This is a genomic window from Egibacteraceae bacterium (genome assembly GCA_040905805.1).
In the GTDB taxonomy this organism is placed as follows: domain Bacteria; phylum Actinomycetota; class Nitriliruptoria; order Euzebyales; family Egibacteraceae; genus DATLGH01.
This window is the reverse complement of record JBBDQS010000114.1, coordinates 85,769-97,968: the sequence shown is the minus strand read 5'-3', so window position 1 is coordinate 97,968 and position 12,200 is coordinate 85,769. Positions and strand designations below refer to the sequence as shown.

The 12,200-nt window shown below is 73.1% G+C and carries 17 protein-coding genes; 4 read left to right on the top strand and 13 right to left on the bottom strand.

Features of this window, described 5'->3' with window-relative positions:
* Positions 1-50: 50 nt before the first annotated feature.
* Together WD250_13250 and WD250_13245 are read right to left on the bottom strand one after the other, a co-directional pair.
* On the bottom strand, positions 51-641 hold the full coding sequence (locus tag WD250_13250; protein MEX2621173.1) for a hypothetical protein: 591 nt from the start codon (positions 639-641) through the stop codon (positions 51-53).
* A gap of 43 nt (positions 642-684) precedes the next feature.
* Positions 685-1,407, bottom strand: coding sequence for a hypothetical protein (locus WD250_13245; GenBank protein ID MEX2621172.1), 723 nt, complete (start codon positions 1,405-1,407; stop codon positions 685-687).
* A 158-nt stretch (positions 1,408-1,565) separates the two neighbouring features.
* Between WD250_13245 and WD250_13240 the strand changes: the two genes are divergently transcribed.
* Positions 1,566-2,681 carry a P-loop NTPase gene (locus WD250_13240; protein ID MEX2621171.1) on the top strand — a complete coding sequence of 372 codons (1,116 nt, stop codon included), beginning with the start codon at positions 1,566-1,568 and terminating at the stop codon, positions 2,679-2,681.
* Between the two features lie 86 nt (positions 2,682-2,767).
* Complete coding sequence (locus tag WD250_13235; protein ID MEX2621170.1) at positions 2,768-3,547, top strand: polyprenol monophosphomannose synthase; 780 nt, start codon at positions 2,768-2,770, stop codon at positions 3,545-3,547.
* Here WD250_13235 and WD250_13230 read toward each other — a convergent pair.
* The 6 genes from WD250_13230 to WD250_13205 are packed head-to-tail and all read right to left on the bottom strand — an operon-like array spanning position 3,453 to position 7,991.
* Positions 3,453-4,142 carry a phosphatase PAP2 family protein gene (locus tag WD250_13230; GenBank protein MEX2621169.1) on the bottom strand — a complete coding sequence of 230 codons (690 nt, stop codon included), beginning with the start codon at positions 4,140-4,142 and terminating at the stop codon, positions 3,453-3,455. The genes WD250_13235 and WD250_13230 overlap by 95 nt on opposite strands.
* Before the next feature lie 8 nt (positions 4,143-4,150).
* Positions 4,151-4,513 carry a twin-arginine translocase TatA/TatE family subunit gene (locus tag WD250_13225; protein ID MEX2621168.1) on the bottom strand — a complete coding sequence of 121 codons (363 nt, stop codon included), beginning with the start codon at positions 4,511-4,513 and terminating at the stop codon, positions 4,151-4,153.
* Positions 4,514-4,561: 48 nt separating this feature from the next.
* Positions 4,562-5,812, bottom strand: a complete 1,251-nt coding sequence (locus WD250_13220) for a trypsin-like peptidase domain-containing protein (protein ID MEX2621167.1) — start codon at positions 5,810-5,812, stop codon at positions 4,562-4,564.
* A 28-nt stretch (positions 5,813-5,840) separates the two neighbouring features.
* Positions 5,841-6,971 carry a sigma-E factor regulatory protein RseB domain-containing protein gene (locus tag WD250_13215; GenBank protein MEX2621166.1) on the bottom strand — a complete coding sequence of 377 codons (1,131 nt, stop codon included), beginning with the start codon at positions 6,969-6,971 and terminating at the stop codon, positions 5,841-5,843.
* The gene (locus WD250_13210) at positions 6,968-7,423 is read right to left on the bottom strand and encodes a zf-HC2 domain-containing protein (GenBank protein ID MEX2621165.1); all 456 of its coding nucleotides are present in this window, start codon (positions 7,421-7,423) and stop codon (positions 6,968-6,970) included. The genes WD250_13215 and WD250_13210 overlap by 4 nt, the downstream gene beginning before the upstream one ends.
* Positions 7,416-7,991: a sigma-70 family RNA polymerase sigma factor gene (locus WD250_13205; protein ID MEX2621164.1), complete on the bottom strand. Its 576-nt coding sequence runs from the start codon at positions 7,989-7,991 to the stop codon at positions 7,416-7,418. Before WD250_13205 ends, WD250_13210 begins: the two co-directional genes overlap by 8 nt.
* Positions 7,992-8,193: 202 nt before the next feature.
* Here WD250_13205 and WD250_13200 point away from each other — a divergent pair, with 202 nt between their 5' ends.
* Positions 8,194-8,835: an O-methyltransferase gene (locus WD250_13200; protein MEX2621163.1), complete on the top strand. Its 642-nt coding sequence runs from the start codon at positions 8,194-8,196 to the stop codon at positions 8,833-8,835.
* Positions 8,836-8,838: 3 nt separating this feature from the next.
* On the top strand, positions 8,839-9,198 hold the full coding sequence (locus WD250_13195; GenBank protein ID MEX2621162.1) for an EVE domain-containing protein: 360 nt from the start codon (positions 8,839-8,841) through the stop codon (positions 9,196-9,198).
* Between the two features lie 302 nt (positions 9,199-9,500).
* Here the strand turns inward: WD250_13195 and WD250_13190 are convergent, their stop codons facing one another.
* The 5 genes from WD250_13190 to WD250_13170 all read right to left on the bottom strand — a co-directional run bounded on the left by WD250_13190 (position 9,501) and on the right by WD250_13170 (position 12,073).
* Positions 9,501-9,776, bottom strand: coding sequence for a hypothetical protein (locus WD250_13190; GenBank protein ID MEX2621161.1), 276 nt, complete (start codon positions 9,774-9,776; stop codon positions 9,501-9,503).
* The gene (locus WD250_13185) at positions 9,776-9,910 is read right to left on the bottom strand and encodes a hypothetical protein (GenBank protein MEX2621160.1); all 135 of its coding nucleotides are present in this window, start codon (positions 9,908-9,910) and stop codon (positions 9,776-9,778) included. The genes WD250_13190 and WD250_13185 overlap by 1 nt, the downstream gene beginning before the upstream one ends.
* Positions 9,910-11,226, bottom strand: coding sequence for a phage major capsid protein (locus tag WD250_13180; GenBank protein ID MEX2621159.1), 1,317 nt, complete (start codon positions 11,224-11,226; stop codon positions 9,910-9,912). The genes WD250_13185 and WD250_13180 overlap by 1 nt, the downstream gene beginning before the upstream one ends.
* A gap of 182 nt (positions 11,227-11,408) precedes the next feature.
* Positions 11,409-11,651, bottom strand: coding sequence for a hypothetical protein (locus WD250_13175; GenBank protein ID MEX2621158.1), 243 nt, complete (start codon positions 11,649-11,651; stop codon positions 11,409-11,411).
* Positions 11,648-12,073: a hypothetical protein gene (locus WD250_13170; protein ID MEX2621157.1), complete on the bottom strand. Its 426-nt coding sequence runs from the start codon at positions 12,071-12,073 to the stop codon at positions 11,648-11,650. Before WD250_13170 ends, WD250_13175 begins: the two co-directional genes overlap by 4 nt.
* Between the last annotated feature and the right edge of the window lie 127 nt (positions 12,074-12,200).

Here is a 12,200-nt window from a genome sequence, read left to right as displayed (position 1 = left end):
ACCCGGCACAGCGGTGAATCGCCTCCGCTGGCGCTCCGGCGATTCACGGGTCAGGGCTCGGATCGACGGCGCCACCACACGAGCCCGGCGAGGCCGGCCGCGCCCGCCAGGCCGGCGCCCACGCCGACGACCAGCATCACGCCACCGCCCCGGCCGGTCACGCGCAGCGCCCCGTCGCCCTCGGGGGCGGGGGGCTCGACCTGGTCGGGCACCGGTTGGTCGGCCACGATGTGCGTGCCGCCGCACAGCGACGCGGTGAGAGCGGCGCCCTCACCGGCGGCGTCGGCGTAGACCCGGTAGGTGCGCCGGCGCTCGGGCGGGTCCAACCCGCAGCTGGCGCTGGAGACGGCGCTGGTCACCTCCTGGCGGGGCCGGTCGACGGAGCCCTTGTGCACCTCGTGGACGTGGAACACCCAGGTCGCCGGGTCCATCGACGACGTGACCGTGGGTGGTGGCCGATACTCGACGAGCGTGCCCGTGAAGACCGCCGTCGCACCGTCCAACGCTTCTTCCTCGGTCATCTCGATGCAGCTGCACGCCAGCGCCGGCGCCGCCGGCAGGGCCAGCAGGGCGACGGCGACCAGGACCGTCGCCGCCGCAGCGGCCGGCCGTGGGACGCGGGGGTGCGCGGGTCTGGTCATGCGGGTTGAGACGCCACCGGGCGCGCCGGGGTTCCGCCGGCGGTCAGCCGGATCGGCGGCGCACGACCGCGAGGCGGCGCAGGACCACCGCAGCGACCACGAGCCCGGCGAGCGCACCCACCACCAGCGGCCACATCGGCGGTCCGGGACGCCGGCCGACGGCGTGGATCCTGACCTGCTCGCCGGGCTCGACGGTCCAGCGCAGCGTCCCGTCCTCCTGCCTGTCGGCGGTCGTGTCGAGCACCTCGCCGGGCATGTCGACCGCCACGGTGTAGGCGAACCCGTCCTCGTCGCGGAGCAACGCCACCGCCTGCTCAGGGGTCAGCCCGAGCTCCGCCACCACCTCGGTGGGTCGCAGGCTCGCGGCCCCCGCCAGGAGCAGCTGCTCGTCGTCGACGGTGAGGGTCAGCGGGGTGAGCAGGTCGACCTCGGGGGACGACAGGGCCATCGCCAGCTGCTCGGCGAGCTGCTCGAACACGCGGGGCCCCGTAAAGTCCGCGGACAGCGTGACGGTGCGCATCCCCTGGTCATCGACGGTGTCCGACGTCTGCCATCCCCGGTCGGCCAGCTCCTCGCCGGCGGCGGCCAGCTCCCGCAGGGGGTCCGCGCCGGCCGACCGCGCCATGGCCTGCAGGGCGGGGTCGGCGGTCACCGCCACGGCCAGGTCGCCCGCACCGTCGCGGTCGAACGTGAGGGCGAGGTCCATCTGGAGCTGGCAGCCCGCGCACAGCAGGGTCACGCCCGCCAACACCCACCGCGCCCACATCGGGGGCACCTTAGCCGACCCGGCCTGCCATCCCGAGCACACCATGCAGCGGAAGGCGGGGGGATCTGCGGGCCTGCCCGGCGGCCGTTACGATGCGATCGCGCCGTCTGTGCGCCTGCTCCGCCCCGCCAGCCCGCCTGCCAGCTGAGGAGCCCGTCGTGCCGTCAACCGAGCGGATGCTGCAAGCCCTTGCCAGCGTCGCGGATCCCGATGTCGGCAGACCGATCACCGAGATGGGGATGGTCGACCACGTCGAGGAGGACCGGGGCTCGGTGCGGGTCGTCCTGTTGCTCACGATCCCGCGGCACCCGGCGAAGGACCAGCTCACGCGGGAGGTCGGCCAGGCCCTGACGGCCCTGGAGGGCGTGTCGGACGTCACGGTCGAGCTGCGCGCGATGAGCGACGAGCAGCGTGGCGCCTACGTCGCGAAGGTCCGCCCGAACAAGCCCGCCCCCGGTGGGGCGGACCCGGTGATCCCCTTCGCGCAGATGGACTCGGAGACCAAGGTGCTCGCCGTCGCCAGCGGCAAGGGCGGTGTCGGCAAGTCGTCGATCACCGCGAACCTGGCCGTCGCGCTGGCCGGGATGGGCAAGAGCGTCGGCATCCTGGACGCGGACATCTGGGGGTACTCGATCCCGCGCATGATCGGTGCCACCGGTCGCCCGGTCGCGTTCGAGAACATGGTGATGCCGCTGCGCGCCCACGGCTGCAAGGTCATCTCCATCGGCTTCTTCATCGACGCCGAGCGCCCCGTCATCTGGCGCGGACCGATGCTGCACCGAGCGCTGCAGCAGTTCCTCGCCGACGTGTTCTGGGGCGACCTGGATTTCCTGCTCTGCGACCTGCCGCCCGGCACCGGCGACATCGCCATCTCGCTTGCGCAGATGCTGCCCAACGCCGACATGCTGATCGTGACCACCCCGCAGCAGGCGGCACAGCGGGTGGCGCTGCGCGCGGGCCAGACCACGGCGCAGACCGGCATGCACATCGGCGGGGTGATCGAGAACATGGCGGTCTTCATCGCGCCGGACACCGGCAAGGAGTACCGCATCTTCGGCGAGGGCGGGGGCAAGCTGCTGGCCGCCGAGCTCGACACCGATCTGCTCGGATCGATCCCCATCGACGAACGACTGCGGGAGGGCGCCGACGCCGGCGTGCCCCTGGTGGTGTCCCACCCGGACGCACCGGCCAGCCGTGCGCTCATCGACATCGCCAGCGGCCTCGCCAAGCGCAAGGCGTCCATGATCGGCAAGTCGCTGCCCCTCATGGGCTGACGTGGGAATCGCCGGAGCGCCAGCGGAGGCGATTCTCCGCTGTGCCGGTTGGGGCGGTCGCGCAGCGACCGCCATGGCGTACTGACGTGGGAATCGCCGGGCGCGGCCTCGTTGTGATCCCCACGTACAACGAGGCCGCGTCGATCGTCGCGGTGGTCCGCGGTGCCCTCGACGCGGGCGACGCGTACGACGTGCTGGTGGTGGACGATGCGTCGCCCGACGGCACCGGGGCGCTGGCGGACGACCTGGCGACGGACAGTGCCCGGGTGCATGTGCTGCACCGCCCCGCCAAGGACGGGTTGGGAGCGGCCTACCGGGCCGGGCTGGGTTGGGGGCTGGACCGGGGGTTCGAGGCCCTGGCGGAGATGGACGCCGACGGCTCCCACGACCCGGCCGATCTCCCGAGCCTCTTCCACGCGCTGGGGGGTGCCGACCTGGTCATCGGTTCCCGGTACGTCCCCGGCGGGCATGTCGTGGCGTGGCCGTGGCACCGGCGCGTCCTCTCGGAGGGCGGCAACCGCTACGTGCACGCGCTCACGGGATTGCACGTGCGCGACGCCACGTCGGGCTTCCGGGCGTTTCGTCGGCCGGTGCTGTCCGCGATCGGCCTGGCCGTCATCGAGTCCGACGGCTACGCCTTCCAGCTGGAGACGGCGCTGCGGGCCTGGCGTGCGGGCTTCCGGCTGGTCGAGATCCCCATCACCTTCACCGAGCGGCGCGAGGGCACGAGCAAGCTCAGCCGAACGGTCGTCGCCGAGGCGGTCTGGCGGGTCACCCGGTGGGGTTTGGCCGGCCCGCGCGGTCCGACGCAGGTCCACCCGGCGAGCGTCGCGGCCGCCCCAGGCGCCCCAGACGCCCCAGGCTGACCTCGGGCGCGGTCACCGCCATGCGCCACACCGAGCCGAGGACGAGCCCGAGCCCTGCCCCCCCGATGACATCGGTGGGGTAGTGCACCCCGACGTAGACCCGGCTCAGGGGCACGTAGGCCCCGAGCACCCGCACGAGCGGTGCGGCCGCGGGTCGGACCTGCTCGGCGACCACGGCAGTCACCGCCACCCAGACGGCCGCGTGGCCGGACGGGTAGGAGGAACCGGTCGGCGGGGCGATGAGGCGACGGACGCCGTCGGCTTCGTACGGCCGCTGCCGGCGCACCCCGGTCTTGCTGCCCTGCGCCACCAGCCAGGCCAGGGTGCCCACCCCGAACACGTCGGTCGCCATGCGGGGCCGGCCGACCGCGGCCAGCACCGCGGCCATGCCGGCCACCGCGTACATCGAGCCGAGGTCGGTGGTGCGCGTGACGGCCCGGTCGAGCCGTTCGAGCGGCGGCGACCCGGACCGGCGGATGGCGTCGCCCACCCGGACGTCCATGCGCTGCACGGCGGGGCGGCGAAGGGCGAGCCAGGAGCCGGCGAGCAGGGCGCCACCGACGCTCGCGACCACCGCCCGGCGGTGGCGGCGCACGTGCATCCTCAGGTGGCGTCAGGGTCGAAGGGCGGCGCCTCGCCCGTCGAGGGGGCACGCGGGGACCCTGACCCGCCGCGGGCGGTGCTGCGTCGCAGGTCTGCTCCGGCTCGCTGCAGCTCGGTGCCCGTCGAGGCCAGCTCGCCGCCCGTGGAGCGCAGCTCCTCGGCGACGCTGCGCAGCTCGTCGTACTCGGCGGCGCGCTTCAGCTCGTCCAGCGTGCCCGAGGCTTCCTCCTTGAACCGCGCGACCATCCGCCCGGCGTTGCGCGCCATGCCCGGCAGCTTGTCCGGGCCGAAGATGAGCAGGGCGAGGACCAGCAGGACCAGGATCTCCGCGAACCCGGGGGTGCTAAAGGCCAGGCTGGTCATCACCGGTCGTCTCTCGTCGATGGGCTCGGAGTCGGGATCACCGACGGCCTACTGGTCACGGGGGCGCTCGGCGAGGGCCACCTCCGCGCGTTGCTCCTCGGCGTTACGAATGTACGTCACGGTGACCTGTTCGCCCACCGACTTGCCGCGGACCTCGATGACGAGATCGGTCATCGACGTGATCGGGACGTCGTCGACGGCGACGATGACGTCGTCGGCCTGCAGGCCGGCCTCCTCGGCGGGGGTGCCGGGTTGCACCTCCTGGACGTAGGCACCCTCGTCGACCCCCAGGCGTTCGGCGAGCTCGTCGGAGAGGTCCCCACCCTGGACCCCGAGAAGGGGGTGGCGGACGAACCCCCGCTCGATCAGCTCGTCGGCGATCGCCACCGCGGTATCGGCGGGGATCGCGAACCCCACCCCGGCGTTGCCCGGCGCCCCGCCGGTGGTCAGGATGGCCGAGTTGATGCCGATCAGGCGCGCGTCCCCACCGACCAGGGGTCCACCGGAGTTGCCCGGGTTGATGGGCGCGTCGGTCTGGATGACGTTGAACATCGTCATCGGCATCCGGTTGGGTCCCCCAACGGGGATGTCTCGGTTCAGCGCGCTCACCACCCCGGAGGTCACGGTGCCCTCCAGGCCGAAGGGGCTGCCGATCGCGACCGCGAGCTCGCCGATGCGCAGATCGGAGGAGTCACCCACCTGGATCGCGGTCAGGTCGGCCCGGTCGACGTGCAGCACGGCCAGGTCGTTGGCGGGATCGGTGCCGACCACGGTGGCGTCCAACCGGGTCCCGTCGCTCAGCACCACCTCGACGGCGTCCGCGCCATCGACCACGTGGTTGTTGGTGAGGATGTGGCCGTCGGAGCGGTAGACGACCCCGGAGCCGTTGCCCGCCCCCTGTCCGAGCGGGCCACCGCCCTCGATGTCGACCTGCACGACCGTCGGGATGACGGCAGCGGCGATGCCCGCCACCCGGTCCACCCCGTCGGCGCCCTCGATGTCGAGCGTCGGCGCGAACACCTCTCCACCGCCGCGCACAGGCTGCGCGGAGACGGGTGCGTCGGTCGAGCGCTGGTCGGTGTAGGCGATCATCGCGCCGCTGCCGAGCAGCGCGCCGACCAGCGCCGCGAGCATGGCCACCGCCGCGAGACGCGGGCTTGCCGGCCGCGGGTCGGGACGCCGGAACCCCCCGGGACCGGCTGGGATCGTCGGGTAGGTCGTCGCGGTCCCGCCTGCGGGGCGCGGCGGGGACGGCAGCCGCAGGGGAGCGGTCGCGTAGCGTACAGGGTCTTCCGTCATGGGGGTGTCCTACCGCGCAGGGGTCCCTCTACTGTGGCACCAGCGACAGGAGCCTGCTGAGACCCCGGCGCAGTCGGTCGACCACGGAGCCGGCTCTCGGCCGGGGCAGCGCATCGGCGATCGCCACGAACTCCTCCGGTGGGACATCGCCCACCAGCGAGAACGTTGTGCCCGATGCTTCCCAGACCAGCCGCCGGGGAACCGCCCCCGGCCACTCGTAGGCGTGCCAGTCGAGCCCCTCGGCGCGCGTGGCGCCCTCGGGCAGGGAGTCCCAGTCCGGGTGGCCCTGCTCCTGGAAGAGCGAGAGCATGTACAGCCCGTCGGTGTACACCACGTGGAGCGGTTGGCCGTCACGCCCGTCGACGGCGTACACCCCGACCGGCTCGTAGCCGCCCGGAAGCGTCGGCGGCACCGTCCAGCCGGCCTGCCGCAGCGCCGTGAGGGCCGCGTCGTCCACCGGGCGGGCCTCCGGCGTCTGCGGCACCCGGGGCCGGAGGACCTGCCCGCGGCTGGCCCGGACTCCCGCCGGCACCAGGCCGGCGGGCTGCACGTCCAGCGCCAGGTAGGTCATGAGCCCGAGCCGGCGCTCGGCGCCCTCGTAGGATTCCCGACGCAGCACCAGGCCGCTGTCGTCGTCGACCCAGAGGCGTTCCCGCAGGCTGGCCCCGTCACGGCGGTGGACCTCCAGCTTGGTGCAGCGCCGGTCGAGGATGCGCTCGGCTCCCGCCACCCTCACGTCGTACTTGTCCGCGATGGCGCGCACGGCCGCGGCGGGCTCGCTGCCGTGGACGGCCGGCAGCGGCGCGAACCACCCCTCCCGCTGCTCGGTCGAGTCCCCGGGACCGATCCCGACCTCGACGGTCATGCGGTCCTGGTCCGACACGGCGAGGACGTCCCGCTCGCGCATGACCCGCGACACGGTGACCGTGGGCGTGTCGCCCGACCACACGATCGACAGGGCCTCGCCGCTGTAGCGGCGCTCCTGCGCGGCGTCCCATGCCCGCAGCATGACCGCGCGCCACGTCCCTTCCTCGGGCGCGCCGATCTCCAGGTGCCGCTCGCCGACGGCGAGCACGCTGCCGCCCAGGGACACGGTCAGCAGGGCCGTCAAGGCGACCGCGGTCACCCCGGCCGCGCCCGAGCCCCCCCTCGGGGTCACCGTCGACCGTCGAGGAACACCGGGGTGGCGGTGGGGTCCCCGACCGTGTGCACGAGGTGGTCGCTGACATAGCGGTCCACCGGGACGCTCACCACGCGCGCGCCGGGGGCGGGCTGGCCCCCGAGGGCGAAGGCGGCGCCGCCGACCAACCCGAGCGCCACGGCGACGCCGGCGACCGCGCGTTGCCCGCCCGACCAAGCCGTCACCGGCACCCGCGGAGCGCCCCGGCCCCCCGGGCCCGGGGGCGCCGGGAGCAGCGACAGGTCGCTCGGGAGGCGACGGACGGGCAGGTTGCCGAGCAGGTCACGGACGCGACGCAGGCTGTCCACCTCGTCGCGGCACGCGGCACAGCGTTGGAGGTGGGCATCCACCCCTGCCCGGTCGGACTGGTCCAGGGTGTCGTCCAGCCACGCCGAGCACAGCGGCTCCACGTCCTCACAGCGGTCACGCATCGCCATGTGCCTCGCAGTCATGGACCCCCGCCGCTGCCTGACGGTCGAGGTAGTCCCGCAGTTGCCGGCGACCCCGGTGCAGGCGGGACCGCACCGTGCCGAGGGGCCAGCCGGTCACCCCCGCGATCTCCTCGTAGGACAGCCCCTGGACGTCGCACAGCACGACCGCCAGGCGGAAGTCCACCGACAGCTCCGCCAGCCCCCGTTCCAGGCAGGCCTCGAGCGTCCCCCGGTCCACCAGCTCCGCCGGTCCGGGATCACCGGAGGCGGGGACCCGCCACTCCTCCTCCGGCAACGGCTCGAGACGCACCCGCTTGCGCCGGCGGACGTGGTCGAGGAAGAGGTTCTTGGTGATGCGGTACAGCCATCCGTCGAACGTGCCCGGCTGGTAGCGGTCCAGGTTGCGGTACACCCGGACGAAGACGTCCTGGGCCAGGTCGGCCGCGTCGTCGGCGTCGCCCGTGAGCCGGTAGGCGACGTTGTAGACCTGGTCGCCGTAGCGCTCGGCCACCTCGTCCCACGTCGGGCGAGGGTCCGCACGCGGCGCATCGTCCTGGCGGGGGGCCACGGGACCTCCTCGGGGCGCCGGGGCTTGAGGGCCCGGCGATGGGGACATTCTACTGCGCACCGTGTGCCCTCCCACTGGACGTCTGCTCGCCGTCTGCCGACCGTGGAGCCCAATCAGCCTGCGGACGGCAAGCGCCCGCTAGGCTGTCGAACGCCGTGTGGGACCTCCAGTGTTCCCCACGACCGAGAGGAGACTGGCAGCGGTGTACACCGATGAGCGCACGATCGCCTACCTGCGCCGCTTCGACGAGCGGGAGGACGAGCCGCTGCGGGCGGCCCGGGCTCGCAGCGAGGAGGCCGACATCCCCGCGGTGCCGGCCGAGACGGGCTCGTTCCTGCGCTTCCTCGCCCGGGTGATCGGGGCCCGCCACGCCGTCGAGGTCGGGTCGGGCGGCGGGTACAGCGGGCTCTGGCTGCTCGGCGGGCTCGATCCACGGGGCATCCTGACGACCATCGAGCTCGACCCCGACAACCAGGCCCTGGCCCAGCGCGCGTACGCCGAGGGCGGCGTGTCCGACCGGGTCCGTGCGATGCGGGGCGCCGCGCTGGGGGTGCTGCCCAAGCTGGCCGACGCGCACTACGACATCGTCTTCCTCGACGCGGTCAAGACCGAGTACCCCGCCTACCTCGAGCACGCGCGACGGATCCTGCGCCCGGGGGGGCTGCTCGTCGCCGACAACGTGCTCTGGAAGGGCGCGGTGGGCGACCCGTCGGTGACCGACGAGGACACCACGGCCCTGCGCGCCTTCAACGACGAGATCCGCGACGACCCGCAGTTCACCGCGACGATCGTGCCGGTGGGCGACGGGCTCCTCGCCGCGGCCTACTCCCCGCAAGGAGGCTGACCCGTGGGCGTCTGGTGCCTGACCACGTCGCCGGACAACTTCGCCCGCACGGCAGCGCTGGGCTGGAAGGTGCAGGGCATCAAGTCCCGCCGCGGCAAGACCGCCCGCGAGATCGCCCCCGGCGACAAGATCGTGTACTACGTCACCAGGCACGTGGCCTTCGGGGCGGTCGTCGAGGTGACGAGCAGCGTCTTCGAGGACCACGAGCCGATCTGGGAGTCCAAGCCGGGCGAGGACTACCCCTGGCGCGTCGAGATCAGCCCCGAGGTGGTGCTCTCCGACCCCGAGGCCTGGGTACCCGTCGACAGCCTCTACGAGGACCTCCAGTTCCCCAAGAAGTGGCCGCGCGAGCACTACAACTAAGTCTTGCGTTAGGAGGCCACTTTACATGGCGAGGGCCCTTCCCAAGGCGCCCGCGCGCAGGGTAGCCCCCCGGGTGGTGGTGTGCGCGGCGGGGCGCCGGCAGCAACGAGGTGCCACGCCTCGCGCCACCCGGGCCCCCGACCCCTCGACGGCCCCGTCGCGCCCTCGCCGCGCACGTCTGGGGCGCCGCCACGCCGTTAGAGCTTCACCAGAAGGATGCGGCGGCCGTGACCCCCTGCACGCAGGCGGCCGAGCTGCTTACTGAGCAGTCCTGACGGCGGGGCGATGCGGATGCGGGCCACCTAGACCCCCACCCGCAAGACGTCGACACGGGGGGTTTCCAGTGCGGGGGCGACGGCGTAGATGACGTCGCCCCCGGTGAGGTCCAGGGAGATGGACTCGCCGGCCTTCAGCTCGACCCCGGCGCCCGAGGTGACACCGGACGGGCCGAGGTCGATGGAGGTCGTGGCGGCACGGTTGGTGACGAGCACCGAGTAGCCGTGGATGTGGTCGTCAATGCCGTCGTTGAGGGCGACCGCGGTATCCGTGACGGTCACCCGCTCAGCTTCGATGGCCATCAGCGCAGCGCCCGCCAGAGTTCGAGCGGGACGCCTTCGCGGCGGGGTTCCTCGTCGGGATGCACGAGGTCGTCCCAGCGGTCGCGCTCGATCTCGGCGAGGATCTCCAGGCCGCCGGTGTCGACGACGCCCATCAGTTCGTGATCCCCGTGAGGGCCACGAACGCCTTGGGCTGCTCTAGCTGGACGTCCATGCGCAGCCACGACAGCCACGCCACCTGCCCGCTGTCAGCGAAGCGTTCGCGCAACGGTTCGATGCGCAGTTGGGCGCGCATGCCGATCAGCAGCTTGGTGAAGTCGCCCACGTAGGCCTCGGTCGTCTCGGTCGACGTGCCCACGGTCAGGTCCGTGGGGATCGCAGTCGTGGCGAACCGCCCGAGGGCGGAGTAGGCCTGGGGCGGTGTCAGGTAGGCGCCATCCGAGGCCTTGCGCTTGTTGAGGGACGACTCGGTGCGCGGGTTGAGGATCGCCGCGCCGGCCGCGGCGTTCGCCAGCGCGATGTCGCGGATGGCGTCGAGGAAGCTGTCGTAGTCGGCGTCGTCGCCGTTCCCCGCGCCCAGCTCGGTCACGGTCACGCCGGTTTGGTTGCGGATGCCGGTCGGAGCGTTGCCGGTGCCGTCGCCGCGTAGGGCCGCCTTGGCGACGGCAACGCCGGTCGCCCCGGCGATGGACTGCGCCACGACGCTGCCAGCGTTCGGTGCGTCCTCGGCCAGCTCACGGCTCGCCTTGCACAAGACCGGCAGGGTCTTTGCGGTGAACCGCACGCGCTCCAGGGTCACGTCTGACGCGGTGATCGCGGCGCCCTCGGCGTGCCACGTCGCGTCCACGTCCGCGCCGATGCGGGCGATGTCCAGCGTCTTGGAGGTCATCGGGACCGTCTGCGCGCCGGCCTGGAAGATCGGGTTGGAGGCGCGCAGCAGGTCGATGACGCGGGCCGACAGCACCGTCGGGACGATGAACCCGCCAGCGGAGTCGGGCGATGAGCTCATGTCCTTCGTCATCTGCTTGAAGTCGCGCCATTCGCCGGAGACGTACCCCTTGAACCACGCGCCCCACGCCTCGTCGGGGTCGACGCCCGAGGCCAGGCTGCCGTCGTCCACGCCCTTGGCCTTGCACCAGTCAGCGACGGACTCGCCCTTGCCCAAGCGGTCGCGGTCCTTCAGGCCGCGGGTGGTGGGGAGCGTCATGCCGGCGGTGCCGGCTTCGAGGTTGCCGTCAAGCTCGCCCGCCTTGTAGGCGCGGCTCACCTCGGCTTCCCACGCGCCGCGCTTCTCGCCGATCTCGGCGTCCAGCTTCGTCACGCCCGCTCGCAGGCGCTTGCTGCGCTCGATCAGGCCGGCGTCGGCCGACTTGGTGGTCAGCTGCTCGGCGACGCCCTGCAGCTCCTCGGCGAGGCCGTCGCGCTTGGCGCGCTTGGCCTTCAGCTCATCCTGCAGCTCCTGGATTCCCACGGTGGTGCCTCCTCATGCGGGTGAGCGACGAGGCGCTGAGCGCGCACGTCGTCGCTTGACGGTCAACGGTTCGCCGTCCTCACCCGGGGGGCCCTTGGGCGGCCCGGAGGGGCACTAGCCAGCGGCGGTGCGACAGCCGTTTGACGGGGGGCCGCAGTCGCCACGGTGGCAGGGCCATCGTATCAGACGGCCGCGTCGCGGCCGTAGAACCGCTCCCACGCCTCCCGTTGCTCGGCCGCCACATCGTCGAGGCCCGCCAGCAGCTGGGCGCGTAGGTACGCCTGCTCCCCGGCGATCTCGTCGAGGCGGGCGCAGGCGGTGTCCTCGGCGAACTCGCCGGCGGCGACGCGGGTGGACAGCTCCTCGGCGCGGCGCAGCAGCTCCTCCGAGCGGGCGATGATGGTCTGGGTCTGTGGGTCGGTCATGGTGTCTCTCCTTGCTCGACGGGGCGTAGATGGCCGTAGCGGGGCGCGGACGGAGTGCCCGGCGGGCGCTCCTCTGCCGGCGGCTTCCAACGCCGGTCCTGGCGGCCCTTGGGGGTCGCGCCGTAGGTGTCCATCAGCAGCCGCAGCTCGCCGGCCCGGTGGAACTCGCCGCGCTCCACCTGGTCGTACAGGCGCACGAGATGGCGCAGGGCGGGCAGGTCATCGGGCGTCCAGAAGGCGGCGAACCATCCGCCCATCCACGCCTGCCACGCCTGCCGCGACGCCTTGAGCAGCCCGGCCGGGGGCGGGGGGACCTCGCCGTGCTGCCACCCCACGCCGGGGGCGGCCTTCCACTCGCCGCGGATCGGCACGTCCGACGGGTTGCGGCGCTCCTCCTCCGGTGGGCGTCCTCGACCGGCCATGAGCCACCTCCTGCGGGAATCAACAAGTCCTCAGTGTCCTAGACGACGTCAGGAACGTGGCAAGGGGTTGCGGCAGGCGCCCCCCTCGACCCGCCGAGGGGTGTCCCCCCCGGGGCCCCGCCCTCTC

Coding starts and splice junctions, on each gene's coding strand:
- WD250_13250 (MEX2621173.1), bottom strand. CDS start 641: ATGACCAGACCCGCGCACCCCCGCGTCCCACGGCCGGCCGCTGCGGCG.
- WD250_13245 (MEX2621172.1), bottom strand. CDS start 1,407: ATGTGGGCGCGGTGGGTGTTGGCGGGCGTGACCCTGCTGTGCGCGGGC.
- WD250_13225 (MEX2621168.1), bottom strand. CDS start 4,513: ATGACCAGCCTGGCCTTTAGCACCCCCGGGTTCGCGGAGATCCTGGTC.
- WD250_13220 (MEX2621167.1), bottom strand. CDS start 5,812: ATGACGGAAGACCCTGTACGCTACGCGACCGCTCCCCTGCGGCTGCCG.
- WD250_13210 (MEX2621165.1), bottom strand. CDS start 7,423: ATGCGTGACCGCTGTGAGGACGTGGAGCCGCTGTGCTCGGCGTGGCTG.
- WD250_13190 (MEX2621161.1), bottom strand. CDS start 9,776: ATGGCCATCGAAGCTGAGCGGGTGACCGTCACGGATACCGCGGTCGCC.
- WD250_13185 (MEX2621160.1), bottom strand. CDS start 9,910: ATGGGCGTCGTCGACACCGGCGGCCTGGAGATCCTCGCCGAGATCGAG.
- WD250_13175 (MEX2621158.1), bottom strand. CDS start 11,651: ATGACCGACCCACAGACCCAGACCATCATCGCCCGCTCGGAGGAGCTG.
- WD250_13170 (MEX2621157.1), bottom strand. CDS start 12,073: ATGGCCGGTCGAGGACGCCCACCGGAGGAGGAGCGCCGCAACCCGTCG.